22 protein-coding genes and 1 riboswitch are annotated in these 26,891 nt (G+C 35.6%); of the genes, 9 read left to right on the plus strand and 13 right to left on the minus strand.

Annotation, left to right across the window (positions count from 1 at the left end; all coding sequences use genetic code 11):
- Positions 1 to 70: 70 nt before the first annotated feature.
- From J6D32_RS10760 to J6D32_RS10785, 6 genes are all read left to right on the plus strand, one after another.
- Complete coding sequence (locus J6D32_RS10760; protein ID WP_287467672.1) at positions 71 to 1,597, plus strand: FAD-dependent oxidoreductase; 1,527 nt, start codon at positions 71 to 73, stop codon at positions 1,595 to 1,597.
- A 725-nt stretch (positions 1,598 to 2,322) separates the two neighbouring features.
- Entirely contained in the window at positions 2,323 to 3,309 is a 987-nt protein-coding gene (locus tag J6D32_RS10765) for an ABC transporter substrate-binding protein (RefSeq protein ID WP_006784676.1), read from the plus strand.
- A gap of 1 nt (position 3,310) precedes the next feature.
- Positions 3,311 to 4,234, plus strand: coding sequence for an ABC transporter permease (locus J6D32_RS10770; protein ID WP_006784675.1), 924 nt, complete (start codon positions 3,311 to 3,313; stop codon positions 4,232 to 4,234).
- Positions 4,185 to 4,976 carry an ABC transporter ATP-binding protein gene (locus J6D32_RS10775; protein WP_006784674.1) on the plus strand — a complete coding sequence of 264 codons (792 nt, stop codon included), beginning with the start codon at positions 4,185 to 4,187 and terminating at the stop codon, positions 4,974 to 4,976. Before J6D32_RS10770 ends, J6D32_RS10775 begins: the two co-directional genes overlap by 50 nt.
- A 169-nt stretch (positions 4,977 to 5,145) precedes the next feature.
- Entirely contained in the window at positions 5,146 to 5,571 is a 426-nt protein-coding gene (locus tag J6D32_RS10780; protein ID WP_006784673.1) for a HutP family protein, read from the plus strand.
- Positions 5,572 to 5,994: 423 nt separating this feature from the next.
- Complete coding sequence (locus J6D32_RS10785; protein ID WP_006784672.1) at positions 5,995 to 6,975, plus strand: asparaginase; 981 nt, start codon at positions 5,995 to 5,997, stop codon at positions 6,973 to 6,975.
- A gap of 36 nt (positions 6,976 to 7,011) precedes the next feature.
- Here the strand turns inward: J6D32_RS10785 and J6D32_RS10790 are convergent, their stop codons facing one another.
- The 4 genes from J6D32_RS10790 to J6D32_RS10805 form a co-directional block, all read right to left on the minus strand.
- Entirely contained in the window at positions 7,012 to 8,391 is a 1,380-nt protein-coding gene (locus J6D32_RS10790; RefSeq protein WP_006784671.1) for a GTP pyrophosphokinase, read from the minus strand.
- A gap of 137 nt (positions 8,392 to 8,528) precedes the next feature.
- A complete protein-coding gene (locus tag J6D32_RS10795) occupies positions 8,529 to 9,212 on the minus strand; it encodes a YiiX/YebB-like N1pC/P60 family cysteine hydrolase (protein WP_006784670.1) in 684 nt (227 codons plus the stop codon).
- An 83-nt stretch (positions 9,213 to 9,295) separates the two neighbouring features.
- Positions 9,296 to 11,140 carry an asparagine synthase (glutamine-hydrolyzing) gene (gene asnB / locus J6D32_RS10800; protein WP_009606304.1) on the minus strand — a complete coding sequence of 615 codons (1,845 nt, stop codon included), beginning with the start codon at positions 11,138 to 11,140 and terminating at the stop codon, positions 9,296 to 9,298.
- A gap of 317 nt (positions 11,141 to 11,457) precedes the next feature.
- Positions 11,458 to 12,333 (minus strand): SDR family oxidoreductase, encoded by an 876-nt coding sequence (locus tag J6D32_RS10805; protein WP_006784668.1) that lies wholly within the window; start codon positions 12,331 to 12,333, stop codon positions 11,458 to 11,460.
- 168 nt (positions 12,334 to 12,501) lie between these two features.
- Here J6D32_RS10805 and J6D32_RS10810 point away from each other — a divergent pair, with 168 nt between their 5' ends.
- Complete coding sequence (locus tag J6D32_RS10810) at positions 12,502 to 13,413, plus strand: FUSC family protein (protein ID WP_006784667.1); 912 nt, start codon at positions 12,502 to 12,504, stop codon at positions 13,411 to 13,413.
- A 190-nt stretch (positions 13,414 to 13,603) separates the two neighbouring features.
- Here the strand turns inward: J6D32_RS10810 and J6D32_RS10815 are convergent, their stop codons facing one another.
- Positions 13,604 to 14,185: a hypothetical protein gene (locus J6D32_RS10815; RefSeq protein WP_006784666.1), complete on the minus strand. Its 582-nt coding sequence runs from the start codon at positions 14,183 to 14,185 to the stop codon at positions 13,604 to 13,606.
- 202 nt (positions 14,186 to 14,387) lie between these two features.
- Positions 14,388 to 15,296 carry a potassium channel family protein gene (locus J6D32_RS10820; RefSeq protein ID WP_006784665.1) on the minus strand — a complete coding sequence of 303 codons (909 nt, stop codon included), beginning with the start codon at positions 15,294 to 15,296 and terminating at the stop codon, positions 14,388 to 14,390.
- 112 nt (positions 15,297 to 15,408) lie between these two features.
- Between J6D32_RS10820 and J6D32_RS10825 the strand changes: the two genes are divergently transcribed.
- Entirely contained in the window at positions 15,409 to 16,239 is an 831-nt protein-coding gene (locus J6D32_RS10825) for a Cof-type HAD-IIB family hydrolase (protein ID WP_006784664.1), read from the plus strand.
- Between the two features lie 22 nt (positions 16,240 to 16,261).
- Here the strand turns inward: J6D32_RS10825 and J6D32_RS10830 are convergent, their stop codons facing one another.
- The 3 genes from J6D32_RS10830 to J6D32_RS10840 all read right to left on the minus strand — a co-directional run bounded on the left by J6D32_RS10830 (position 16,262) and on the right by J6D32_RS10840 (position 19,704).
- Positions 16,262 to 16,639 (minus strand): zinc ribbon domain-containing protein, encoded by a 378-nt coding sequence (locus tag J6D32_RS10830; RefSeq protein ID WP_006784663.1) that lies wholly within the window; start codon positions 16,637 to 16,639, stop codon positions 16,262 to 16,264.
- Positions 16,640 to 16,702: 63 nt separating this feature from the next.
- Positions 16,703 to 17,731 (minus strand): nucleotidyltransferase domain-containing protein, encoded by a 1,029-nt coding sequence (locus J6D32_RS10835; RefSeq protein ID WP_006784662.1) that lies wholly within the window; start codon positions 17,729 to 17,731, stop codon positions 16,703 to 16,705.
- 104 nt (positions 17,732 to 17,835) lie between these two features.
- Positions 17,836 to 19,704, minus strand: a complete 1,869-nt coding sequence (locus J6D32_RS10840) for a carbohydrate-binding domain-containing protein (RefSeq protein ID WP_006784661.1) — start codon at positions 19,702 to 19,704, stop codon at positions 17,836 to 17,838.
- A 202-nt stretch (positions 19,705 to 19,906) separates the two neighbouring features.
- On the opposite strand from J6D32_RS10840, the gene J6D32_RS10845 reads away from it, so the two are divergent.
- Positions 19,907 to 21,085: a peptidoglycan recognition protein family protein gene (locus J6D32_RS10845; RefSeq protein ID WP_132942723.1), complete on the plus strand. Its 1,179-nt coding sequence runs from the start codon at positions 19,907 to 19,909 to the stop codon at positions 21,083 to 21,085.
- Between the two features lie 184 nt (positions 21,086 to 21,269).
- Here J6D32_RS10845 and J6D32_RS10850 read toward each other — a convergent pair whose 3' ends face one another.
- The 4 genes from J6D32_RS10850 to J6D32_RS10865 form a co-directional block, all read right to left on the minus strand.
- Positions 21,270 to 22,631, minus strand: coding sequence for an MATE family efflux transporter (locus J6D32_RS10850; RefSeq protein ID WP_006784081.1), 1,362 nt, complete (start codon positions 22,629 to 22,631; stop codon positions 21,270 to 21,272).
- 217 nt (positions 22,632 to 22,848) lie between these two features.
- Positions 22,849 to 24,774 carry an LTA synthase family protein gene (locus tag J6D32_RS10855; RefSeq protein WP_006784082.1) on the minus strand — a complete coding sequence of 642 codons (1,926 nt, stop codon included), beginning with the start codon at positions 24,772 to 24,774 and terminating at the stop codon, positions 22,849 to 22,851.
- 113 nt (positions 24,775 to 24,887) lie between these two features.
- Positions 24,888 to 25,556, minus strand: coding sequence for a hypothetical protein (locus J6D32_RS10860; RefSeq protein WP_006784083.1), 669 nt, complete (start codon positions 25,554 to 25,556; stop codon positions 24,888 to 24,890).
- Positions 25,557 to 25,661: 105 nt separating this feature from the next.
- Entirely contained in the window at positions 25,662 to 26,414 is a 753-nt protein-coding gene (locus J6D32_RS10865) for a S1 RNA-binding domain-containing protein (protein ID WP_006784084.1), read from the minus strand.
- Between the two features lie 397 nt (positions 26,415 to 26,811).
- A riboswitch (purine riboswitch) is annotated at positions 26,812 to 26,891 on the minus strand. This riboswitch is flagged as partial in the annotation.

Genomic DNA, 26,891 nt, shown 5'->3' on the forward strand with positions numbered 1-26,891 from the left:
AATAAAAGATATACATAGTTTCCTTTTTTGAATTCCAAACTATATTGAGTCTATTTTAGGAGGTTTTAAAATGAAAGTTCCACTTTGGTTAGATACGACGGTCGTTCCTAGTTATTATTCGCTATGTGAAGATCTATCTGTTGATGTTTGTATTGTGGGTGCCGGAATAACTGGGATTACGTTGGCTTATTTGTTACGTGATTCTGGCTTAAAGATTGCATTGATTGATTCAGACCAAGTTATTCATGGGACAACTGCTTATACAACGGCGAAATTAACTGCTGGTCAAGGGTTAATTTATCAGGATTTAATTCAAAATGTTGGTTATGATGGTGCAAAGCTATATTATGAATCACAGCAAGAAGCCATTGATTTTGTGGCGAAAACGATACATGATTTAAAGATTGATTGTGATTTTGTAAGACTCCCCCACTATGTCTTTACCCAAGAGGCATCAAACTTATCAAAATTTGAGGCAGAATATGAAGCCTGTCGTTCACTAAACATGGATTGTGAACTGGTAGAATCGCTCGATCTCCCCTTTCCAATTGAAAAGGCCATTGCATTTAAAAATCAGGCACAGTTTCATCCATTAAAGTATTTAGTCGGTTTATTAAAGGCACTAGCTGAGTATTCTAATATTTCGATCTATGAGCATACAACAGCCTGTGAGATGGTTTTCAATGAGGATCAAAGTTCCTCAATCATCACATCTAATGGATATAAGGTTAACGCTAAGCGTGTGGTTCAAGCCTGTCATTTTCCATTTTATGATGATGGATCGCTTCTCTTTTCTAAAATTGAGATGAGTCATTCCTATTTGATAGCGGTTGAGAATGCTTCTTCCCTACCCCATGGAATGTATATTTCGTATGAATCGCCAACACGCTCCATTCGGACGTATCAAAATTTTCTTTTAATTGGAGGTGAAAATCATCGTCCAGGTACCGTGAAAGATACGAATGAAAATTATGAAGCCTTGATTAACTTTGCAAAAGAAAAGTTTCAAACGGATGCTATTTCATATGAGTGGTCAACACAAGATGTTGTCTCGATTGATCATATGCCTTATATAGGGAGACTTCATAAAGATTGTTTAAATCAATTCGTTGCAACTGGATATTGTAAATGGGGAATGAGTAATGGAACCGCGGCGGCTCTTCTTTTAAATCAATTGATTAGAGGGATGGATAGTCCGTATACTGCCCTATTCTCTCCAAGTCGTTTAAACTCTAAAATGGCAATTAAGAATTTAATCGCTTACAATTCAAAGATAGCGTTTGAATACATAAAAGGTAAGTTAAAATTAGGTGAGAAAAACGTAGAATTAGGTGTTGATGAAGCAACCATTATAGCCACTAACGAAGGAAATTATGGTTTGTATAAAGATAAAGAAGGGCTTCTTTATCTAGTTGATATCACCTGTCCTCATCTAGGGTGTGAGCTAGCTTTTAATACGGCTGAACGAACATGGGATTGTCCTTGTCATGGATCACGATTTTCTTATACGGGAGAGGTAATAGAAGGACCTGCTCATCAAGCATTAAGTTGTCATCATAATAAAATGAATCCTAATATTTTTAGATCAGATGATTAACTACAAAATACTACATCTTGTTAAGATTGGAATAGAGTTCTTACTGTTTTAGCAAAAGAATTCAAGGTATTTTGTCAAAGAAAATCGAAAGAAAGGAGGGATAAAACAGCAATCAAGGTTTGTTGTCTGTTATGTCTTGAAACTCTTAATCTTTTAAAAGTATAATAGTAATGAGCCAGTTGTGCTCACACTCCTTATCTTTACCTACATTCCTAAAACACCATTGACCGGCAATGGTGTTTTTTTATTTTTTTAAATATTATGATGATTTATTGTATATAATTTTAAATTCAAACCATAATATGATTGAGCCCAACTTAGACATTACAACTTAGAGCTCACCTTTCTTCTCTTTCTCATACCTCTATTTATGTTGTATCTATATTGTATTTGAAAAGACACTGCTACAGTGTTTTTTTTATTTGTTTTTTTAAAAAATGGAAAAAATTAACTTTTAAATGGTTTGACTTTTCTAGGCATCGGTCATATAATAATCATAATTCAGGGCACGATATTTCCACATATTGGTGTTTTGGGTGATAAATTCAAGGGGAATTTATCTAGTAGGATGATTAGAATAACCCAATAGAAGGTTTGTGAGATTATGATTGATTACATGGAATCTCGAGTACTCTATTAGACTCACAAACTCTCCAAGATGGAGAGTTTTTCTAATCAGTTATCAGTTGAATTGCATAAGGAAGGAAAAAGGAAGGAATGATGGTATGAAAGCTAGTAAATGGTTGAACATTTTAGGGATTGGGATTGTTTTTTGTGGTAGCTTTCTCGTAGGATGCAGTAAGCAAGAAAATTCAGACGTTAAAACGATTGGAGTTTTACAGTATATGGAACATGCTGCACTGGATGCCTCTTATGAAGGATTTGTGGCAGCACTAGAAGCTGAAGGTTATGTGGATGGTGAAAATATTAAATTTGATTTAAAAAATGCTCAAGGAGATATGGCGACGACACAAACAATTGCTAAACAATTTGTATCAAATCAGGTGGATATGATTTTTGCCATTGCAACAGGAGCTGCTCAGGCTGCTTATAATGCAACGCAAGAGATTCCAATCGTCATTACAGCTGTAACTGATCCTGTTTCAGCTGAACTTGTTAAAGATTGGGATGTCACGGGAACTAATGTAACAGGAACGAGTGATTTAACACCTGTTGAAAAACAAATGAACTTAATTAAAGAACTTGTACCGAATGCTAAAACAATTGGTGTCATCTATACAACAAGTGAAGTGAACTCACAAGTCCAAGTCTCAATGGCAAAAGAAGCTGCTAAATCTTTAGGATATGAGATTGTAGAAGTGGGGATAACTTCTGTGAATGATATTCCAATTGCTGTTTCATCAATTATTGATAAAATTGACGTGATGTATGCCCCAACGGATAATTTAGTAGCCAGTGCGATGCCGGTGTTATGGAATGCTTGCGTGGAGAAAAAGGTACCTGTCATTACGGGTGAAGAAGGAATGGCAACTGCAGGTGGAGTTGCCACAGAAGGAATCGATTATTACCAGTTAGGATATGAGACTGGATTAATGGCAGTCGAAGTATTAGAAGGAAAAGATCCGAGCACTATGTCCATTAATACGCTTGAGAATACAACGTTAATTGTAAATCAACAGAATGCAGATGCGATTGGACTTGTGATTCCTGAGGATATTTTAAGTGAAGCTGAAATTGTAGAAGGTGACTAGTATGACCGTTCTACTAACCGTTTTAGAACAAGGTTTGATTTTTGGAATTTTAGCACTCGGTGTTTACTTAACCTATAAAGTTTTGGATTTTGCAGATTTATCAGTTGAAGGGACGTTTCCACTAGGCGCTTCAATCACTGCCCTACTTTTAACCCAAGGGATAAATGCTTCTGTTGCCATCTTCATTTCATTTATTGGAGGCATGTTAGCAGGAGCTGTGACAGGGCTCTTACATGTGAAATTGAAAATCACGAACCTTCTTTCAGGAATATTAGTGATGAGTGGATTGTACTCTATTAACTTAAGAGTGATGGGGAATCGTGCGAATATTGCACTCTTTAATCAAAAACATCTTTTTTCAACATCCCTCCCTACCCTGCTTACGATTGTTCTTGTGGTCATGGTGGTGAAGTTATTGGTTGATTTGTTTTTGAAAACAAAATTTGGATTTATGGTCAAAGCAACAGGAGATAACCCTCAATTAGTCACGACACTCGGAGTTCATATCGGTTTTGTGAAGATTGTTTGTTTAATGATTTCTAATGGGTTAGTTGGATTAGCTGGTTCTTTAAGTGCTCAATATCAAGGGTATGCTGATGTCACCATGGGAACTGGAACGATTGTCATTGGATTAGCGGCTGTTATCTTCGGAGAAGCGATATTTAAAAAATCATCTTGGATTCTTCCAACAACCACGGCCATTATTGGTGCTATTTTGTATCAGGGTTGTACAGCTCTTGCTTTGCAATTTGGATTTCCACCTAATGATTTAAAATTACTAAGTGCTGCTATTGTGACACTGGCTCTAGCTTTAAATCATTATCATTTTAAAGTTACTCTCTTTAAAAAACATGAAATGAAAGGTGGGATAAGAGATGTTAAGGATCCAACAACTGAGCAAAACTTTTTATCCGAACACAGTTAATGAAAAAAGAATCTTTGATTCTTTAAACTTGACGGTTTTAGATGGTGAATTTGTGACCATCATCGGAAGTAATGGCGCCGGAAAATCCACATTATTAAATTTAATATCAGGCTCAATTTCTGCTGATAGTGGCACAATTTTCTTAAATCAAGAAGATTTAACACATACAGTTGAATATGAAAGAACAAGGTTCATTAGTCGGGTATTTCAAAATCCAACGATGGGAACCTCTCCTTCTATGACGATTGCTCAAAATTTATCATTAGCTAAAAATAAAGGGAAACGATTTGGATTATCTTTTTTAGAATCTAAAAAGGATTTAAAGTTATTTAAAGAACTTGTTACCCCATTAGAATTAGGCCTAGAAAAGCAAATGAACTCCCCTGTTGGGCTATTATCAGGTGGGCAACGACAAGCGTTATCATTATTAATGGCAACACTCGTTAAACCAGAATTGTTGTTACTTGATGAGCATACAGCGGCACTGGACCCTAAAACATCAGCAAAAATTATGGAATTGACGAATCAAATCGTTACAACTTCAAATATTACCACCTTAATGATTACACATAATTTAAGTCAGGCGATTACTTATGGTAATCGATTAATCATGCTACATGATGGCCATGTTGTATTAGATATTTCAGGTGATGAGAAAAAACAATTAACACCTGAAAAATTATTACATCAATTTGAACAAAATATTGGTGGTCAAATCAGTGATGAACTATTATTTTCATAATTTTTTAAAGGGAGAGTCTTGAGTTAAACCTTTTAGGGCGCTTAGATGACTATCCCTTTTTCTTTTTGAGCATAATAGGATTAAAACCTAATAAAAAAACACGATTTTTCCTTTGAATTTTACAAAAAAAAGGTGTAACCTTATTAAGAGTGGTAAGGAGGTTAAGTAGATGAATCAATTTACAAGTTTAGATGTGACTAAAGCGGCAGTTAAAGTGGCGATGACTTCGTCTAGAAATGAAGAAGATCAGCTTGTCAAGCAATTAAAAGAACATGGAATTAATGCTACGGCAGTTGATGTAGGTGGAAATTTAATTCAATCAATCCCAAAAATTATTGAACGTGCCATTATTGCTTCTCGAAAAACGGGCATTACTAAAGAATGCATGGTTTTAGATGGTGCAGTAGCAGGTGCTGCCAGAGATGCGATCATGCAAGTGTCGATGAAAGCAAATGGATTAAATGCTGGTGGAAAGATTGCAATTGCACGTCATCGTGAACATTTAACCGTTTGTATTTTCTTAAGTATTGGATTATTGCATTTAGATGATGTTGTGATTGGATTAGCTCATCGTTCTGTGCCGGATAATATATAGTAATCTAAACTCTTCATAGCGGAGAGTTTTTTTTATTCCCTCTCCTCTTTACTTCGCTTCTCAATTATTTCGCTAGAATGAAAGTTGATTCAGTCAATCTAAATTCTGTTATTAAGCGTAAGGTGACTTAGTATCGTCTTTTTAAAATGACAATAGCTTATGATATAGATTGCTACGCTTTAATGAACTTTAACGATTAAAATGATGGAGTCTTATGATATTGACACGTCTAAATAAAAAGTTCAGGTTAAAATTTGTTAGAAAACAGGATGTTACCTCACGATTAGTTTTGCAAGATAAGAATGTTTAGGCACGCTGAATCCAGATTATTGTTAGTAGAGGATTATTTGGAATAAAGGTTGCAACGTTATGGGAGAATGAGTAAAATAAAAAAGGTAGAAAAATGAAATTTGGAGGGTTATTATGATGAAAAAAGTGGCAGTAGTATTTACCGGTGGGACTATTTCAATGAAAGTTGATCCTCGTTTAAAAGCGGCTATCCCTTCAATGTCTAGTCAAGATATCATGTCAATGGTTACGAATATTGATCAAATTGCTGAACTTGATATTGTTGAATTTGGTGCTCTACCAGGGCCTCATATGACACCTGAGAAAATGATGGAATTAAAACAAGTCGTAGAAAATAAATTAAAACAAGAGGATATCTGTGGAGTTGTTGTGACACACGGAACGGATAACTTAGAAGAAACTGCGTATTTATTAGATTTAACGCTATCATCTGAAAAACCAGTTGTTGTAGTTGGAGCGATGCGTAATGGATCGGAACTTGGATATGATGGACCAAGTAATCTAGCGGCAGCTATTTGTACGGCTGCTCACGAAAACTCTCGTGGAAAAGGTGTTTTGGTTGTCTTAAACAATGAAGTCAACACAGCTCGTGAAGTGACGAAAACACATACGATGAGTCTTGATACCTTTAAATCACCTGAATTTGGTCCTATTGGAATTGTTGATCAAGATGAAGTGATTTATTATCATAAAAGCTCTGCCCCTACTCCCCACATTGAAACAAATCAAATTGAATCAGATGTTCACTTGCTTAAAGCCGTTTCTGGAATGGATTCAACCATTCTTAACTTCCTAGTGAGCCAAAACGTTAAAGGGATTGTCATTGAAGCGATGGGACGTGGAAATGTTCCACCGCTAATGTTAGAAGGTATAAAGGCCGCAACAGAAAATAAGATTCCGGTGGTCATTGTTTCACGTTGTTTACAAGGACGAGTGCTTGGATCTTATGGATATCTTGGTGGTGGTGCCCAGCTTCGCGATATGGGGGCTATCTTAGCGAGTAATTTAAATGGTCAAAAAGCTCGCATCCAATTGATGTTAGCTTTAACTGTTTCAAAAACAACAGAAGAATTAAAATCATACTTTGTTGACTAAGAAAAAAAGCGCAATTTAAAAAATTGCGCTTTTTTTCTATTCTAATGCCTCATTAAATCGGTCACTTAATTCAGTTAATAAGACATCTTGCTGGTCACGCCACTGGTCAATCGTTGTAATTTGTGAGGTAATATCACGTAAGACATCAATCATGACACTCGTAACGTCACTAATACTATCTTCATAAATACATTCAATATCATCTGTTGCAATAATACTGTTAGCTAAGGTTACCATAATTTGTTCCATGATGTCATCACTATGTTCTTCAAGTTGTGAGTAGAGCACTTTTTTAAGACGTGTGACACTCGGTGAGGATTGATAAGCCTGTTCTAAGAAACCAATAAACTTTTCAAAGTCCCCAACATTATCTTGAGGTTCGATTTCAAATAACATAATGAAGAATAAATTCCAATGAAATTCTTTATTCATGACATCAATAAAATAAGGACCTACAATTTTTTGGAATTGTGTTGTATATATCGGATCACGTTCAAACTTGATTGGAACATTGAAATGAACGGTTTGTTTTGAAATTTCGGATAATCGTTCGAGGGCTTTAATTAAGGTAGCTGTGTTTTGATTTAATTCAAATCCACCCGTTGGCGAGAAGGTATATTTCATAATGGTTTGACAGGCCTTTTTGATATTAACATTCATGCCAATCGATGCTTTTATTTTTTTAGCAAAGACATCGTTGCACATCTTCGCTAACATATCTTCAAATCCTTTACGTTGGTAATCTTCATCGGTTTGATTTTGTTCAACATTTCGATAAATAGTTAATAACTGTTTATCGAGTAAAGCCAAGTTATTTTTAATCGAATGCATCATCTCTTTTAATAAGTCATCCACTAGTAGGTAACTATAGTTTTTATAGATGATTTTATGTTCAATTTCTCCCCAAAAGGTATTAACGAGTGATTTGATTTGAAGTTCAAATGGTAAATCCGTATTTGTGTCGGTGATGATGCCATCAATTCGATAAATTTTGAATCCATTTTTTTGTTTTTGTGGTTGTCGACCATCTAAACTCAATTTAACATTTGGATTCATGTCATTGTAGTAATACCCTTCTTCATTTCGGATATTGAAATGTTTTCTGAGAATTTTATAAATTTCACGTTCATCTTGTTCAAAACGGCATTCAATTCTTACCCCTATTAAATCAGATAGATGGTAGATTAAACGAATCGGATCATTATATTTTTTATAGTATCCTTGACGTAAGATTTTTTCTTTTAAACTATCGTGGCTTTTAACACGTGATGTAATGTTTAAATATTCAATATCATATAAGTTAACAATTTGTTCGAACTCTATTTGTAATAAAGTTGAAATAATTTGGAGTTGCTCACTTTTTTTATCCAGTGTAGCCAACGCTTTTTCTATATACTTAAATTCTGCTAATGGCAAGATTAACGCCCCTTCTTTTTTAATACTTCTACCTTATTATTGTACAGGAATACAGCATTCATACAAATGGAAAAATAGTATAAATTTTTAGATTTTCAATAAAAAGCGCGCTAAGGTTAGCGCGTTCATTTGTTATCTTACCATTCTCTTTCCGATGAAAATCCGTATGATTCCACTTCGTATAACAGTTCACTAGCTGCAATATCTTGTGGTGTTACTGTCCGTCCTCCATTACTATCTAAATCAATCCCTACTTCATTAAATATTTTCCAAACAATATCAGAGCAATGCGTGGCACTTAAATCTTTTTTAGAGACAAACACATTATAGTCTAAATTTAAAAACTGTGTTTGGGCAATTTCAACGATTTGGTCCATTAACTCAGGCGTGGCATCTTTTAAACGTAATACTTTAACAGTCGGATAATAATCCCATTTAGAAAGGGGTTGTAGCGTTGAGGTTTCACCATAACCAAGTGATTCAAGGACAAGTCCCGCTTCTGCATCAACCACTACCCCGGCATGACCGTGACGAAAAAGCAAGGTATGACTTGATTTAGAAATTAAGATGTCTCCCTTTTGGACGTCTTGTAATGCATGACAAGGGACTTGATAGGATTCTTCATTAATACATTGTTCTTCAAGTGTAATTAACGTCATAGGATAATCGACAACTTTAAACGCATCCTGTACTTGTCCCATAACGGCTTGATCAGATTCAGAAACTGGAGGTGTATAAGCATTTAATTCAACTAAAAAGTTTAATAAAGTGACGATTAACATGGCCACTGTAAAAGTAATAAAATAGTAGTTTGGTTTCATAAGTGCCTCCAGTATTAGATAAAAAGAGTATTATTTAGTTATTATAACATGAAAATATCCTTTTTATACTTGACGAGTTTGGTTTACTCTATTTTCCAACTTTCGTACCACATTACAAAGGTCATCAACGCCCAAATTTTACGAGCGTGATTGTGTTTCCCGGTTGCATGTTGATCAAGATACCGAAGTGCTGATTTTTGGTTGATTAAATGCTCACACTGAGGGGATAAAATTAAGCGCTTGGCTTCATCATACAGTTCATTCTTGAGCCAGGTCTTTAATGGAACGGGATACCCTTTTTTATTGGCCTCATACACATGAGGTGGAATCATCTCTTTAAACGCTTCTCGCAAAAAAACTTTCGTTTGATTCTGCCCTATCTTTTCATTTGTTGTCAGTTGCTTTGCTAGTTGAAAGACCTTTTGATCAAGAAATGGAACACGTAATTCTAAGGCATGTGCCATCGATAGACGATCTGATTTGACCAAGATATCCCCTCTTAGCCAGGTATGAAGATCAATCATTTGCATTTGAGAGACAGGATCTAAATCTTGAATTTGTTCAAATAGTGGTGCGGTAATGTCTTTAAACGTAAAGTTTTGATCATAAAAATTTAACAACTGTTGTTTTTCACGTTCATTAAAGACAAAGGCATTTCCAACATACCGGTCCTTTAGGGGGATACATCCTCTTTCGATGAAACTCTTCCCTTTTACTCCAGTTGGAATCAAATGAGATAACGTGAGTAAACTTCTTTTCGTATTAGGTGATAAGTAATTAAAGACTTCAAGTGACTTAGGCTCACGATAAATCCGATAACCTCCAAACAGTTCATCTGCCCCCTCACCTGACAAAATGACTTTAACTTGTTTACGCGCTTCTTGAGCGACTAAATAAATGGCTGTTACGGAGGGATCGGCAACCGGGCTATCGAGATAATCAATGACTGTTTTGGTTGCCTCGATAAATTCTTGAGCGGTAATGAATCGGCTGTATAAAGGAATATTTAAAAAATCGGCGGTCTCACGTGCGGCCTCGATTTCACTATATCCCGCTTCGTGAAAGCCAATCGTGAAGGCTTTAATTTTTGGATGATATTGATTAGCACAAGCTGTAATGATAGTCGAATCCACCCCTCCTGATAAGAAGCATCCGACCTCTACATCGCTTTGTAAGTGAGCACGAACAGATTCTTTGATGACGGTTTCTAATTGATGTTTATGTAACGATGAGATTTGATGATGGGGAATTAATTGAATGGTATTATAAGCTTTGATTTCAATCCCTTTATTTCGTTGGTAGGTTAAATAAGTTCCGGGTTCTAATACTTTGACATCTTTCAAACACGTCAAAGGTTCTGGGATATATTGAAAGGTAAAGTAATGCTGTAAAGCAATAAAATCAAGACTAGCCTCAGGTATGGTAGATTGTTTAAAAGGTTTTAGTTCTGACGTTAAAAATAAAACATCATCTTCTACATAATAATACAACGGTTTAATTCCAAATCGATCCCGAACAGCAATCAGCTCTTCTGTTCGTTCATCGTATAAAACGAGTGAAAACATGCCACGTAACTGTGTAATGAATTCTTTTCCAAGTAGGTGATATAAACAAAGAATGACTTCCGCCTCACATTGAGTGTCAAAGGAAAAACCGAGTTTTTCTAATTGATTTCGAAGTTCTTGATAATTATAGATTTCGCCATTGAAGACGAGATGACAGTTATAGTCATCACGATGAAACGGTTGGACCCCCTGTTTTAAATCAATGATGCTTAATCGATTAAATCCAAGAATGAGGTGGTCTTTATAATACAAATCTTGATCATCAGGTCCCCGATGTTTCATTTTTTGTAAAGCCTGATATGAAAAAGCTAAATCATTTACGGTGATTTGCTTTTGTTTTATTAATGCAACTAACCCACACATGACAATCACCTTATCTTTTTAACATTTATGTGACATCATACGGAGAATTGAATGAATAAATGACAATAATCATGAGTTAATATTCTTGGTTTATCGTCACAATTCCTTACAAACGTTCGTTCGTATTTTATTGGGGCGGTGAGAAAAGTTAACCCCTATTCTATCGTTAAGCCCTTTTTAATGGTTTTATCATCTAAAATGTGGAAAAAATCACACTTTTAATGTTCATTTTTAAAAAAAGTATCTTTTTTATCTTTTGAACATTTGTTCGTTTTTTTATCTTGTGAAAATAAAAAAACGATAGATCATCTATCGTTTTAGCAATTGATAATGCTACCACCGTTAATATGAAGCGTGGCACCTGTCATATAAGACGCATCATTTGAGGCTAAGAAGACATAGGCTGCTCCAAATTCAACAGGTTGTCCCATGCGACCAAGAGCTGTATTAGCGCCATGCTGCGAAACTTTTTGTGCATCAAATGACGCTGGGATTAAAGGAGTCCAAATTGGACCTGGTACGACAGCATTAACTCTAATTTTCTTTTTCGCTAGATTTGTCGCTAACGAACGCGTGAAGCTTGTTAAAGCCCCTTTAGTAGAGGAATAATCGATTAAAGTTTCATTCCCTTCATACGCTGTAATGGATGTGGTATTAATGATACAGTCTCCTTCGGTTAAATGAGGTAAAACCGCGCGTGTTAAGTAAAAGGGACCAAAAAAATTGACAGCGAATGTTTTATGTAAGTCTTCATCTTTAATCAGAGTTAAGTCATTTTGAGGATATTGAACTGCAGCATTATTCACTAAAATATTAATTTGATTAAAGGTAGACATCGTTTTTGACACGACGGCTTCACAAAACTTAGGATCGGCGATATCTCCTTGAATTAGCAAACATTCCCCTTGGTGGGCCTCAATGATACGTTTTGTTTCTTCTGCATCTTCTACTTCATCATAGTAAACGATGACGACTTTTGCGCCTTCTTTTGCATAAGCAATTGAAACGGCTCGACCAATTCCAGAATCGCCTCCTGTAATGATGGCTACTTTTTGATCCAATCGCCCACCCGATTTATTGTATTCAGGATGTTCAAAAATGGGTTTCGGATCCATTTGCGACTCAATTCCGGGTTGTTTATTTTGAGTTTGAGGTTTAGCAGTGCTTGGAAATGAAGCATCTGGTCTAGTCATATCTCACTGACAGCTCCTTTTTGGTAGTATTTTTTTAATCTTTAGTAGTTTTGTCAAATTTGTATAAACTATGAGAAGAAATAATAAAATTGAATGGAACTTCTCTTGCTTGTCAGTCTTTTGCCATGCTAAACTAATGATGATTTAAAAAATAAAGGGGAACAGCTTATGAGACAGTTAGGTCTAATTAAACGATATATTGGAATGAGGACCTTAAAAACAGGAATCGCCGTTGTCCTGACACTCTACTTAGGACAAACTTTTTTAATTAGCAATGTGTTTTATGCTGTCATTGGGACGATTTTTGCACTGCAAAATACGATGAAAAGTTCATTAGTCGCAGGAAAAAATCGATTGCTCGGAACGGTTATGGGAGCGATCATTGGCTTTTTATTTGCTCAACTTCAATTACATAGTCCACTATTTATCGGTCTAGCCGTTATTATGACGATTGTTTGCTGTAATTCATTTAAAATTAGTTCATCGATTATCATTGCTTCGACGGTTTGTGTTTCTATTTTAATTGGAATTCAAGGTCAAGACCCATTAATCTATTCGATTTTACGCACGACGGATACATCGATTGGAATCATTGTTGGGATTTTTGTGAACTATGTGATTGCGCAACCGAATTACCTAGGAACGCTAACAAAGGAAATTGAAACCATTGAAGACATGACGAAAAACTTAGTAAAAAACATTCTCATTCATCAGGATTTAGACGTCAACTGCTTACATACAGAATTAAGTCGTTTAAATACGATTTATCAGAATTATTGTGCGGATCGACGCTTTGATAAAAATCCCGTTTCTTTAAATCAATTAAAAGTTACGATTGAAGCCTGTCATGATATTTATTTTCATGCCAAATGTATTGCTTGTTTAAGTGTTGAGGAAACCGATTTAACTATTAAAAATCGTTTGCAAATCATTGATTTCTTCCATCATGGTTGTCAAGGAGACGTTCACTTAGAGCAACCTATTGATTCAATCTTTAACTATCATATCGAGAAGATTTTAGAAGAATTGAGATTGTTGACTGTGACAGTTGATGCTTTAACGGACCATTTAAATCAATAAAAAACACACCGTTTAAACGGTGTGTTTTTTATTCCCGCTTACTAAGTATCACAGCAGAGTCTAACAGAACTCCCATCCTAATTTTTTTACAAACTGTTCTGCCACTCTTCTTCACCGTTTAAAGAATGGCGTTTGCCTCACTCAGGTAGCTCATTCTCTCGTTTCTTAAATCGGAGTCATCCCCCGGTGCCTATATTTTGATTTCAAATCGGTTAAAAATACAGTCTTTCCCACAGTTTTGCATTTGCATGGCGAACACTAAGGCTTCTCGTTTTGTTTTAAAACAAGCATAATGACAAATTTCGTGTTCTTTCTCGTGGACCACATATAGACAAATCCAGTAATGCTTTGGATGGTCAACCACATATTCTAAATCATCAATATCTAAGATGACTTCTTCATTATCGAGTCGGTCTAGAGCTGCCTCGGCAAAAAGGTATTTATTCACATCAATATCAGATTCTGTCCATTTGTCCTCAATAATCTGAATCATGTCATTCATTTTTTCAATTAAATCGTGCCCTAAAATCGTCAATTCAAGGACATTCCACGTATATTCTTCATCAATATTTGCATAAATTTTATATAAATCTGCACCGACTTCTGCTAGTTGCTTGTGGCAGTCTTCTACTTGATGATATAGCTGCCGATCAACTAAAATGACAATGTTGTTATTAAAAAGCAAACTGTCACTCGTTTCTAACATTTCCTCAATTTCACTCAGGCAGATTTTGATATTTCGTTTGATTCGAAGCATGGTTTGATCTAACATCGTCTGATCCCCCCTTTTTTACTACTAATATATGACAATCAGCGGGATTGAATAACCCAAAAAGATGAAATTTCGCCTTTTACAGTCAAAAAAACAGAGCTCTATTAGATCTCTGTTTAAGGTGATATTGATAAAATCATTCAAATTTCCCGTTTCATTTAATCATATCCTGAAATCCTCATTGTTTTTGCTTTTTTTATGATTAGGAATTGCCTTCGTTATCGTTAATTTGATCACGATAAGATAGGATGGTACTTAAAAAGATACTGAGACAAATCACACTAGTTACTGAGATAAGCAATGAGATCGTTTTAGCCGCCATCGTGGTGGGGGTGATATCCCCATATCCAATGGTTGTAAAGGTAATAATGGTGTAATAAAATAAATCAAAATAGTTGTTGGCATTGGAAAAAACAGGTGCTTCATGTGGAAGATGAGAGACTAAACAGACCATCAGATAGAGATTTAAAATGAGCATTATTAGAATTAAAATCGCAGCGATCATAATTCTTGAAAAAGAAGTTTGCTGTTGTTGAACCGATTTGACGTAGGTTGGATTAATCATCATCGTCATCAAGGTCTTTAAGTTCAAGAAATAGCAAATCCCCATCCCAATCAAGCTAATGGAAATATTTTTAGCAAATTGGTCTGGAAATAGTAATAAGACTAATAAAAACGTGCTAATCATCGTATAACTTAAGATAAAGTCCATTTTAAGATTCTGATTTTCGACACGATAGAAGAAAAGATGAATTTTATTACTTAGTAATAGGACATAACCAATGGCATAGTGAACTAATAAAAAGGCAAAGAGGACAATCCCTCCTTTAATCAGGGGTTCAAAATGGAGGATAGAAGCATCAACTCTAAGATGGCGAAAGATTCCTGTTGCGAGTGACACAAACGTTGAAACCTGTGCAAAAATAATAAATCCACCTTGAACGAAGCGTGTTAATAAAGAGCGTTCAAGAAATAAGAGTCGATACATCCGATTAATCTCTAAAATAAGGTGGCGAATCGTCTTCAAAATGCCAAAATCAAGTGTTCGATGTCGAAAAATTAAAATCGAAATAACAAGAAACGTTAAACTAATTAGTAAAAATTGTCCCATTGAATCTTCTCCTCTCATTAAAAAATACCCTTTTGAGGTTTAATGTGTCCGTTTTACTGAATAATATTTAAAGGAGAATCTAATAAATTTATTTGTAAAGGACGGTAGAATCATGGCGATAAAATTAATTTGTATTGATATGGATGGAACCCTATTAATGGATGATCATCAAGTGAGTGAAGTAGATCAAGCAGCCATTAAAGCGGCTGTTAAGCAAGGTGTTCATGTCGCAATTACAACAGGACGTGTTTATAATTGTGCCAGACTCTATGCCAAAACCATTGGGTTAACGACGCCCATTATTGCCTCAAATGGAGCATTTATTGGGGGAACAAATGGAGAAACCATTTATGAAAATCCGCTATTGATTGAGGATGTCCGTGATTTTTTAGAGATTACGACACAGCATGGGCTTCTCGCCTATTTAACGGCTAACTTTGGACTTATCTCCTTGCAAGAACTACCAGAGACGAATCTTTATAAACAATTGAATAAAATGTTAAAAGAAGACGAACAAATCCAACTAGTTGTCTTATCGAGTTTAGATGAAATCTACGGACACTATGAAGGTCAAATTTTAAAAGGGGTTTGTTTGGCACCTAACCAAGACATTTTAAATGAAGTAAAAGCAGAAATTAAAGCGAAGTGCCCTCATTTAGAAGTTGTTTCATCTTGGAAAAACAACTTTGAAGTCATGAAAAAAGGTAGCTCTAAAGGTGAAGCTGTCAAACAGTTAACCAAGTATTTTAATCTAACACCGGATGAAGTGATGTGTATTGGCGATAGCGAAAATGATTTATCAATGATTCAATTTGCTGGGGTTGGGGTGGCCATGGGCAATGCAACTGAGGATGTTAAACAGGCCGCTCAGTTTATTACCACGTCTAACAAAGAAGGTGGTGTTGCCAACGCTATTGAACACTTTGTGTTAAATCAAAAATAAAAAAGCCAAGATTTCTTGGCTTTTATTGTGGTGTTCCACAGTGAGGACAATAGTCATAAGTTGGATCAATTTGTTTACCACAGTGTTTGCAATGAGTTAAAGCAGAAGACATCTGTGACTGAAGGGGTTCTAAGTCCCAGAATGTCAAACTAGACTGTTCTCCCGCTTCAATGGCCTGTCCTTTTTCTTTATCTATGATGGCAATGGTTTGACAATTTGAACAAACGACATAGTAGGTTGTCTTCCATTTGATCAGTGGAATAAAGAAAAAGTGAAAGACATAAAAGTGTTTAAAAAGTGTCATGGGTACCGTTTGTTGACATCCTTTACAACTGATCGGTGTCAGCGGTCCAATTTCTTGATCTTTTGTTTCAATACCAAAAATTCCTATAAAAAACATGATTCTCACCTATCAATATATCTTTATTCCTTTATTATACCCAACTTATGAACTTCTAGCAAATCACTGTGTTTCAAGGAACGTTTCAATGGTGGCAAATGAGCGAATTGGGATCGAGTGTTCCTTTAAAGTAGTAATGAATTGATTTTCAATTTTAAAGGTTTCAATTGAAAAATTCTCAAGATTTGAAGCATCAAAATAACACAATAGGTCAAATCTCGGAAAATGAAAGTCTTCAGTTATTTCGTTAAGTTCTACTTGAACTTGTGCTGCACTTAAATAGACGAGTGCCGCATTTTGAAGCTGACACTGTGTATAAATTTTATTGAAGCTTGAACAAAGCTCTTCGTATCGCCCAATCAGTTTTTCATAATCAAGGTCTTGTTTTTGATTATCCTGTTGTTTAAGTAAAAATTCCGTGCTTTTAATTAACGCCATACAAGCCAATTGAAGATCACGATTAGAAGTTGTCGTCACAATAAAATCGTATAACTCTAAAAAATGAAGCGGAAGCTTACGCATTTGTTTTAAATCTTCCACCTGTGTTTTAAGACCACGATGAAAGTACGTTTGATTAAAAAAAGCAACACAATCTGATAATTGACAGATAATAGAGGCGGCATGAAGTCTTGATTCACACGTTGAATTTGCCAGGATTAGTTCCCCCATTGTTTTCTTGGCTTTTGTTAGTTGTTGCTTCGCTTTACTTAACATAAATGCTCGATCACTTAAATGTTTATGAAGTTTTAATTGCAAATGCTTAAATCGTCTCTCATCTTCAATCGAGTTTGCATATAAAATTTTTACATCTCCAACACAAGGCGTTAAACGGTCATTAAAGTCTGCAATCTCCTCGACTCGATGCCAGCTCATTGGAAATAAATCATAACCAATATCTTTTATAATAAATGTTTGACTTAATTCATAAGCACGCTCTGTTTTTGGAATAAAATATAAATCTACATCTGACAAGTCATTTGACGTTCCGTTTTCATATGATCCGTAGAGTAATAACAAACTTACATCTTCAGCATATTCTCGTTTAATGGTATTAAGGGCCCATTTAATCACTTGATCATTTTGATAACTCATCGTCTCCCCCTAAATGAATGGCATAAATATCTATAATTTAGTATAGAAATGAGCCGAGGGAGATAGAACAAAAAAGACACAGATTATCTGTGTCTTTTTTGCGATTAATTCATCGGGCGTTGTCCTTTACCACCCATTCCGCCCATACCAGCGGCTCCTCCCATTGAACCTTGAGTTTGCCCAATCGTTGTGATGGTGTTTGAAAGTGTGACACTACCAATTTCTGTTCCACCAGAGTATGAACCTTCAGTATAAATTCCATCTGTTACGACTCCAGAAGACGTTCCTCCACTTGAAACCGTATAGGTTGCACCTGATGTTAAAGCAGGAGTTGAAATGATAATGGATTGTCCTGATTTAGCAGGTGCAAACGTAAAGATATCTTCCCCATTTTCTGACTTAATATTAATCAGCGTTCCTTCAGAGAATGAGGTTCCAATACTTAAAATAGGTTGCGAAGAAGTTGAACTTGGAGTTTGCGCCATCCCAGAACTTCCAGCAGCGACTAATGTTCCACCTTTAATATTGAAAGTTCCATCATAATCAAGAGCACCATTTCCACTATTTGTCGGTCCATTGACAATCACGGTTCCACCATTCATTTCAATGGATCCATTCGCATCTAATCCATCGCCTGATGCATCAACATAAAGTAATCCACCATTTAAATAAATCATTCCATTAGAAGCAGAGAAATTATTTTGACCTGGACGTCCACTAGTAGCCGAGGCATCATTCCCTCCAGCAGCATTGACTCCATCATCCTTTGATACGACATAATAACTTCCATCGTTAACGTTAATGGTTGTGGCTTCTAATCCCTCATATGATTGGGTGATGTTAACCTCTCCCCCATTTAAATTAAGGGTTGTATCAGCATGAATCCCATCATCTCCAGAAGCAATTTCAAAGGTTCCTCCATTAATATTGATTGAATCATTTGAGTGAATCGAATCATCTGATGAGTCAATGGTAAAGGTTCCGCCGTTAATTGTAATATCAACAACTGCTTTGATTCCTTTGGCGCTTGATGAGCTTGTTTCCGTAGTCGTTTGGCTAGCGGGTGCTCCCCATTGCCCCCAAATCATGTTAGTATTTGTTGATGAGCTACTATTCGTACTTCCTCCCCCTGATTGAATATCAAAACTTCCACCATTAATCGTAACGTTTGTTTCCGCTTGAATTCCATCAAGTCCCGCTACAATGTTTAACGTTCCACCATCAATCGTAATATAACCACGTGTTGGATCTTCGGCGTTACTTGATTGTAATCCATCTCCACCGGCATTAATGGTAAGGGTTCCATCTTCAATTTCAATTGAATCTTTTCCTTTTAATCCATCACCGACTGATGTTACGGTGATATTTCCATTTTTAATTTTCAAATCATCTTTGCTGACAATTCCATGATCGTAGTTTGCATTCACCACTAATGATCCTGTTCCTTTAATTTTTAGATCATCTTTACTGAATATTGCAGCATTAGGTTCATTATTGGTTGGATCTTCAAGAACATATGAATCGCTATCAGTGACGATGTTTTCTGTTCCTTCCACTAAGTTAATGATTGCATTTTTAGCATTTTTGACATAAATAGGTGCACTACTTGAGGAAGTAATCTCGACGCCATTTAATACTAGCTCGACATCTAACTCATCTGAACTATCTACAATGATTTGTCCATCAGTTAATGTTCCACTAATGTTATACGTTCCACCTGATGTAATTGTAATGGTATTTCCATCAATGCTCACGCCATTTCCTTCAACCGTTGTTTGATCTTGTTTTAACTGAATCGTCGCATTGGCTGACACTGTTGATTGAGTACTTAAACTTTGTGACGAGCTTGTCTCATCAGTTGCTTGAGTGTTCGTTATTGTATCGTTATTACTGTTTGATTGGCATGCTGATAACCCCATAGTTGCTAAGAAGGCAAGGAAAAGGGTTCCTTTATGTTTGTTATTTAATTTCATTTTGACTGTCTCCCTTCAAATATAAAGCTTTGACGATATTAAGTATAAAAGAGAAGTCTGAAGATAATCTTAAAAAATTTAAAGATGATTACTCCAAAACTTGGGCAACAGCGTATTTATTCAATGAGCGGTTCTTTATCCCTTCCTCTTTGAGGAAGTTAAAATATACTATAATGAGCAAGTTACAAGGAGGTAAATATATATGGCATACACGTACAAAGTCATGCATCTTGATCAAACGCAACACAATCTAAAGTATAAATATGGAACAAGCTTTACCCCAACAGAGATTACCTACCATCAAACCTCAAATAATGCTTCGGCATTAAATGAACGAAACTATTTGAATAATCGAACTGATAATGTGTACATTGGATTTCATATCGTCGTCGATGATCAAATGGCCATTGAATGCTTGCCACTCAATGTTCAAACATGGCATGCTGGAGATGGTTCAACAGGTGCAGGAAATATGAAGTCAATTGGGATTGAAATGGCCTATTCTACAAGTAGCGACATTAGTTTAAGAAATGCAGCCATTGAAAATGGTGCTAAAGTCATTGCATCGTTAATGAAAACTTACAATATTCCAATGGCAAAAGTCTTACCTCATCAAGCACGGAGTGGAAAACATTGCCCACATGATATTCTAGATCGCTATGGGAATGAGGTGTTTAGAGTCTTGATTCAAACAGAATATCAAAAATTAACTGAATCAACCACTACCCCAAGTACGCCCTTAACACCGGTTAATTTTTCGGTTGGAGACAGCGTTGAAGTTTTACAAACTATTTCTGGGTACTCGACATCTTTGGCAACTAAAGCTTCAACTTCTGTTAGTGCTGGAACTTACAAAGTTTATAAAGTAGCTTCTAATGGGCTACATGCTGTTAATATTTCAAAAACAGGGACGGTAGCGGGAGCTTGGGTTAATGCGACTGACCTAAAAAAAAACAATAAAAGTTTAAGTGTTGGGAATCAAGTTCAGTTAAATACGGCTGCCTCAGGTTATAAGGCAGCTACTAGTTCTGTGGCATCGAGCCTTTTGGCTAGTGGGAAGTACATCGTTTTTAAAGTAAGTGACGGAAGTCCCCATTCAATCAATCTTTCGAAATCAGGAATTGCTCCTGGAGCTTGGGTTGATGAAACAAACGTAAGTTTCATTTCAACGCAATCCTTTAACCATGGAGATCAAGTTGAAGTGGTTAAACGAATTAACGGATACGGGACTTCAACGACAACCATCGCCACGACTTCTGTGAATGTCGGAACATACTATGTTTATAAATATGTTGAGGGGGCAACCCACGCACTAAACATCTCAAAATCAGCAACAACTCCTGGTTCATGGGTTAATATCAGTGATCTTATGCTCGTTTAATGTTTTAAAAGCGGCACATCCGATGAGGGATGGCCGCTTTTTCTCTTAGATTAAGTTTCACTCACCCTCACTTAATCTTCATCTGCTTTAGTACGACCTTCCCTTTTTTAAAATTTAAATACTTTGCTTATTCATTATTTTCGTTAATAAAAAAATCAGCCTATTGAAAAGGCTGATTTTTTTATTAAACAAGGGTATTAATCCATTTTTTTGAGCGAACTCTAAATATTCCAATGACCACTTTGACTATTTCTTCTAATTGAACAATCATCGCCACAATAAGTAATGGCGCGTTAAAGAGATTGACTGCAATAAAGGCTCCTAAAACCCCAACGGTCCATAAGATTCCGAGTTCAAGAATCATGGCATACTTTGTATCTCCTCCCGCTCTGAAGATCCCCACAATATTAATGATGTTAATGAAACGGAAGGTTAAGCCAAATGCAAAGATAACGAGGACTTGCCCCATTAATTTTAAGGTACTCGATTCAAAATTTTGATACATGGGTAAAATCAGTGGAATACAAGCAATAAGAATAAGGCTTGAAAGAATCCCTAAAACAACACCTGTTTTTAAGAAAAGGATAGCATGATCATATGTTTTATCCTTTTCACCCGCACCTAGTTGTTTTCCAAGCATCACGGTTGAAGCATTTCCAACGCCAATAGCAGCAATGAAGAAAATATTGAAAATTGAGGTCACAATATTCATGATTGAAATCGACTCAACATTAATCTGACCATAAATGACTAAATAGGCCGTTGTCCCTAGTCCCCAGAAACACTCATTGATGACAACAGGTAAACTAGTAGTGATTAGCTTTGAAATTAATTCTTTGTTAAATGAAAGTAAGACTGAAAGTTTTGGATTCATCGTCTCAGTTTTAAAGTAAGCAAAGAACATGATGAGGATAAACTCAACGATACGAGAAACAAGTGTTGCAATCGCGGCTCCAATTACACCAAGTTGCGGTAATCCAAATGCACCGAAGATGAGTAAGTAGTTTAAGATGGTATTGAGCGTCAATGCTATGATTGAGGCGATCATCGAAAATTTTGGTTTTTCCACGGCTCTTAGGCCCATGCTATATCCAAATGATAAAATCATAAATGGATAGCTTAAACAAGCAATTTTTAAATACTGTGCCCCAAGCGATTGAACCGCAACATCCGGCGTGAAAATACTAATAATCTTTTCAGGAATAAAGAAGGCTAATCCGCCGAAAATGATGGATAAGATTCCTCCTAGTACTAAGGTAAATCCAAGTAAGCGATGAATACTTTTAACATCTTTTTTTCCCCAGTACTGAGCGAAGTAAACCATTCCTCCACTATAAATTCCAAACATAATCATATTTAGTAAGAAATAATATTGATTTGAAACCCCAACAGCAGCTACGGCATCAACCCCGACTTTACCAACCATTAGCGTATCAACCATGTTTAAACTTGAGGTGACAAGCTGTTGCAAAGCAATTGGCAATGCAATGATCCACAAGTCTTTATAAAACGAGGCATTAGACTTAAAGTGGTCTTTAAACTTCATAACATAAACTCCTCCTATAAACATAAAAAATAGAGAAGTCCCGATTAATTTCTGTTAAAAGAAATTTTGATCGGGACTAGCATTAGCCTTAGTATCAACGTATTTTAATAACTTAGGATCTAGGTTATTAATGGCTAAAAAACAGAAGAAATATGTCATTTCTTCCATCCTCTATTGTTATAATCAATGTATCAAATCTCATGTTAAATGTCAACGTTTACGAATTAATCTTCGCTAGTTCAAAGCTTTTTCCTTCATCGAGTGCTTGATGATAGCCACTAATTTGTTTAATGGTCACAAGATTGCCTTTATTCATTTTCATTTCGGCATGTAACTCCCCTTCACTAATATACGTTGTCGGCACTCTTTTTCCATCAATAAACACCTGACTATCGCCATTGAATCCAGATCCTTTTATCACCAAGTGATGGTCTGTTTTCATAATCGAGTGAATGGTTAGTGGTTCAATTCCAAATTTTATTTCTTCTGTTTTATGCTGTGGAAAGACCGATGCTAATAATTGTTTTCCATAGATTAAATCATACTGAGCTAATTTTAAGTCTGACTGATAATGAAATGTTCCCTTCTCTAAATCATGAATCGCATTCATGATTCCCCCACGTATACCAACAGCATTTAAAATTTCTGTTGCAAGTTGATAAGCAGGTAGCTTTTGGTCATGAAAGGTAAATTCACTTGGATGTTTAACCATCACTGGAACCTCATAATGATCAAACGGATAAAATGTTTCATCATTAATGACAGGCAAATTTGGTAAATGGTCTGAAAATAAAATTAACGTGGTTGGAGTCTGACGTGTTTCTAAGTATTTTAGAAGACGCTTAATTTGATGATCTAGTCGATGTAGTTTGATGCAATAATCTTGTAATGATGCTCTCTCTTCTAATGATAAATCTCCTTCAATTTGAATATCGTGATGTTCATCATAACTCGTTTCATTATACGGTTGATGTGTGCCGGCTGAAATGGCGTATATAAAGCTCTTTTCAAATTGGGATATCGCTTTAATGATGTTATGGATTAAATGTTCGTCGTTCATTTGAGATAAATCGTGATTGACTTCAATGCCTGCCATGTATTCCAGGGGGACGAAGCGATCAAATCCTAAATGTTGATAGGCAATGTGTCGGTTATAAAAATTACCTTCATAGTTATGAATAGCAATGGTTTCAAAGCCAGATTGTGAGAAATGAGTGGCGAGAGATTCAATGTCAGTTGATTTTAAAATGCTATTATGTGGAATCTCACCCGGTCCAAAATAGTCAACATTCATGGATGTTAAGACTTCAAATTCAGTTTTACCGGTCCCCCCACCAAATGTGGGAACAATGAGTTTCCCAAACGGCTCAGTTTTCATTAGATGTCTGATAGTAGGGATTGGATCGATATTAATTGAAAGGTTTTGTAAGGTTAACGGATCAAAGAAGGATTCCATTTGTATCATGATCACATTATGATCTACACTTTGGGGATGATTTTTAAAATACGGCATCAAATCATGAGCCAGGTTGTTCATTTTTTCTTCACTGTAGGAGTCTGGTTTTCTATTTAAATAAGGATATAAGGAATCTGTAATGGAATAGGCAAACCCCATTTGCTCATATAACTCAACTTCTTCAGCGGGTTTTGGTAATTCTTTTTTCTCTGTTTTATAAAAGATATACCCAGCTAAAAAAACGTAGACTGTGCCCATGACGTATTGTAAGGTTGTTGTTTCGAATTGAATTTGAAATAAATCATAACCAATCCAAAATAAGAAGCCTAAAAGAATTAACACCATACTAATCACGAGTGGTGTGAAGTATTGAGAAGACAAACTTAAACCTTCTTTAATTAAAAAGATATCGGAAAACATAAGTGGATAGCCTCTTAATGTCGTGACGATGGTATTGGTGATGGATAATAATAACCAAAAAATAGTGACGATTGTAAAGACAAATACTTTACGTGTCACCATGAAGGATAAGGCTAAGGTTGAGGAGATAATGAGGACGTTTAAGATAAATTCTATTGGTGAGTGTTTCATGAAGTAGAGTGCTTTTTTAATGGATTTAAATTTGATGGTTTCTACCACGATGGTTAATAGAATTGAAAAAATGAGCCAAAAGCTTAATGATTGCATACTATTCCCCCCGAAGACATCTTTTACGATTTAAGATATCATATGTTTTCATGTCAGACAAGGGGACCTTTGTCGAGCAAACAAAAAAGAGCAAAAATTTGCTCTTTTCGTTATTAAAAGGCTAAATCGTATGTTTTATGAAAGCTTAAGACGATTCGCTTATAATCTTCATGTAAGAGATCGAGTGTTGCATTACTTAAAGAAGCGGGAAGCGGGAAAAAGGCTTGGCCAAGTCCACCGCATAATAAGGTATAAGATCTTCTTTTAGCTAGTTTATTATGCTCTAAATAAGATTCGAAACTTTCTTGTGAAATTAAATCTAAGATGGCACGTGCAAGTGGTGATTTCTTTGGTGTTAATTTCAGGTTATATTCGGCTTCTAAAAAGAAAGGAATAGCTTCTTTTGGTACCCCCTCTTTTCCTAAGAAAATTAAACTAGCTAGCAGTGCTGCCTCTTCTTGCTTTTTTTTATTATCTGTCATGATACGGGTACATCTTTTTGCTTCTTCTTTTGCCTCATCGATGGTGTTTGAGCTAAATCCAATGGGAATGGCTGCAATCTGTGTCCATTGACTTAATTGAATGTCTTTTTTTGTCTTTTTAGCGTGTGTCATAAAGTAATCAAAGCGATTGCGATAAAGGGTGTCACTTTCGGATTCTTGTCTTAAGTCTTCAAAGACAAGCTTGGATAATAAAACATCGGCTACCGCCATCATGATTGTAATGCCTTCACTGGAGTTTTTTTGATTTCGTAAGTTATCTCCAATTATGCAACCTAACATATAAGTTCCCCCAATCGATTCTTTTATCGCTTAATTGATACGATTATATCATATTTTAGAATTTTATAGTGATATAATTCCACGATTGAGGTGTAATTCCTGTGGTTAATGAATGATTTTGATGATTTTTCCGCGGACACGGCCCTCATCTAATCGAACTTGATTAATTCTGAAGGCTACCTTCATTCCTTCTTTGACATTAAAATAAGTTGGAACCGGACAAATCGCATCTAAATTTGGGGCGATATTGACAAAACATGCCCAAGATTTAACGTTACGAACAAGTCCATAAACGACGGTTTGGGGTTCAAAATCTTCAATGGTAATGCTTGATTGTGTTTCATATTTTTCAACAGCTTGAACATTAATTTTCATATTATCATTCACCTTTAATAACGAAACAAGAATCGTATCCCCTTCATGATAAATATCCCCCACGGTTGTGTAGTCATTTGAAAAGTCTTGATTACGTAAAATAACTGAAATGCCATCAATCATTAAGTAGGCACCAAAGTAGACAATTTTGGTAATCGTCGCCTCAAATGACTCTCCTTCTTTTAAGCGAGCAATAATGTCGTTTCGACGTTCTTCTTTTATTTCTTTACATGAAGCTAAGTAAACACGTCGTTGTTCGTCATAACTCATGATTTTAAATTGCACTTTCATCCCGATATAATGATTTAAGGTGCTTTTAATTTCATACAATTCGAGTTCTTGACGTGGAATAATGACACGATCCCCCTCAAAATCAAGCCATGCCACGTAATCATTTAATAAGATATCGAATTGAACTAATCGAATAATCCCTTCTAAAATTTCATGATTTGTTGCTAATGGATTGTGTGAAAAATCCTCCATTAATATATCCCCCCTATATGAATCCCCAAGATATGTTTGATATCTTCAACTGTCTTCACATTAAATAAGCTTTCTATCGAGAAAGCGTTTGTATTATCATTTTACCAATAATCTCACAAAAAAGATACTGTCTTTTCATACAATCTCAGCTTAATGTTTCTACAAGTTTCGGCATAAAAAGACCTGATGTCGTATTTTAACATTACCTTATTTCATATTTGGGTGGGTGCTGATTTTTAGATATAAAAATTCAAAGGAAGAGGATTCAGTCCTCACCCTTCTCCTTTAATGATTCAGAATTTTCTTTTTAAAAAACTAGAATTGAAAATTAGACATAAAAAAAGAACACCGAAGGCCATTTCGGTGTTCAACAAGTAAAAAGGATTGTATGATGAGGACATACAAAGTTTTTACTTGTAGTCCGCGAGATATAAGGTCGCGGGTAGAAACTAGTTAACCATATCTTAACAATTATAC

It is taken from the genome of Turicibacter sp. (genome assembly GCF_017941855.1).
GTDB classification, from domain to species: Bacteria; Bacillota_I; Bacilli_A; order MOL361; family Turicibacteraceae; genus Turicibacter; species Turicibacter sanguinis.

Excerpts from the sequence above, each read along its gene's own strand:
- J6D32_RS10765 (WP_006784676.1), top strand. The coding sequence starts at position 2,323 with ATGAAAGCTAGTAAATGGTTGAACATTTTAGGGATTGGGATTGTTTTT.
- J6D32_RS10785 (WP_006784672.1), top strand. The coding sequence starts at position 5,995 with ATGATGAAAAAAGTGGCAGTAGTATTTACCGGTGGGACTATTTCAATG.
- J6D32_RS10780 (WP_006784673.1), top strand. The coding sequence starts at position 5,146 with ATGAATCAATTTACAAGTTTAGATGTGACTAAAGCGGCAGTTAAAGTG.
- J6D32_RS10855 (WP_006784082.1), bottom strand. The coding sequence starts at position 24,774 with ATGCAATCATTAAGCTTTTGGCTCATTTTTTCAATTCTATTAACCATC.
- asnB (WP_009606304.1), bottom strand. The coding sequence starts at position 11,140 with ATGTGTGGGTTAGTTGCATTAATAAAACAAAAGCAAATCACCGTAAAT.
- J6D32_RS10805 (WP_006784668.1), bottom strand. The coding sequence starts at position 12,333 with ATGACTAGACCAGATGCTTCATTTCCAAGCACTGCTAAACCTCAAACT.
- J6D32_RS10775 (WP_006784674.1), top strand. The coding sequence starts at position 4,185 with ATGTTAAGGATCCAACAACTGAGCAAAACTTTTTATCCGAACACAGTT.
- J6D32_RS10830 (WP_006784663.1), bottom strand. The coding sequence starts at position 16,639 with ATGTTTTTTATAGGAATTTTTGGTATTGAAACAAAAGATCAAGAAATT.
- J6D32_RS10840 (WP_006784661.1), bottom strand. The coding sequence starts at position 19,704 with ATGAAATTAAATAACAAACATAAAGGAACCCTTTTCCTTGCCTTCTTA.
- J6D32_RS10760 (WP_287467672.1), top strand. The coding sequence starts at position 71 with ATGAAAGTTCCACTTTGGTTAGATACGACGGTCGTTCCTAGTTATTAT.
- J6D32_RS10860 (WP_006784083.1), bottom strand. The coding sequence starts at position 25,556 with ATGTTAGGTTGCATAATTGGAGATAACTTACGAAATCAAAAAAACTCC.
- J6D32_RS10770 (WP_006784675.1), top strand. The coding sequence starts at position 3,311 with ATGACCGTTCTACTAACCGTTTTAGAACAAGGTTTGATTTTTGGAATT.
- J6D32_RS10845 (WP_132942723.1), top strand. The coding sequence starts at position 19,907 with ATGGCATACACGTACAAAGTCATGCATCTTGATCAAACGCAACACAAT.
- J6D32_RS10810 (WP_006784667.1), top strand. The coding sequence starts at position 12,502 with ATGAGACAGTTAGGTCTAATTAAACGATATATTGGAATGAGGACCTTA.
- J6D32_RS10825 (WP_006784664.1), top strand. The coding sequence starts at position 15,409 with ATGGCGATAAAATTAATTTGTATTGATATGGATGGAACCCTATTAATG.
- J6D32_RS10815 (WP_006784666.1), bottom strand. The coding sequence starts at position 14,185 with ATGTTAGATCAAACCATGCTTCGAATCAAACGAAATATCAAAATCTGC.
- J6D32_RS10820 (WP_006784665.1), bottom strand. The coding sequence starts at position 15,296 with ATGGGACAATTTTTACTAATTAGTTTAACGTTTCTTGTTATTTCGATT.
- J6D32_RS10850 (WP_006784081.1), bottom strand. The coding sequence starts at position 22,631 with ATGAAGTTTAAAGACCACTTTAAGTCTAATGCCTCGTTTTATAAAGAC.
- J6D32_RS10835 (WP_006784662.1), bottom strand. The coding sequence starts at position 17,731 with ATGAGTTATCAAAATGATCAAGTGATTAAATGGGCCCTTAATACCATT.
- J6D32_RS10795 (WP_006784670.1), bottom strand. The coding sequence starts at position 9,212 with ATGAAACCAAACTACTATTTTATTACTTTTACAGTGGCCATGTTAATC.
- J6D32_RS10865 (WP_006784084.1), bottom strand. The coding sequence starts at position 26,414 with ATGGAGGATTTTTCACACAATCCATTAGCAACAAATCATGAAATTTTA.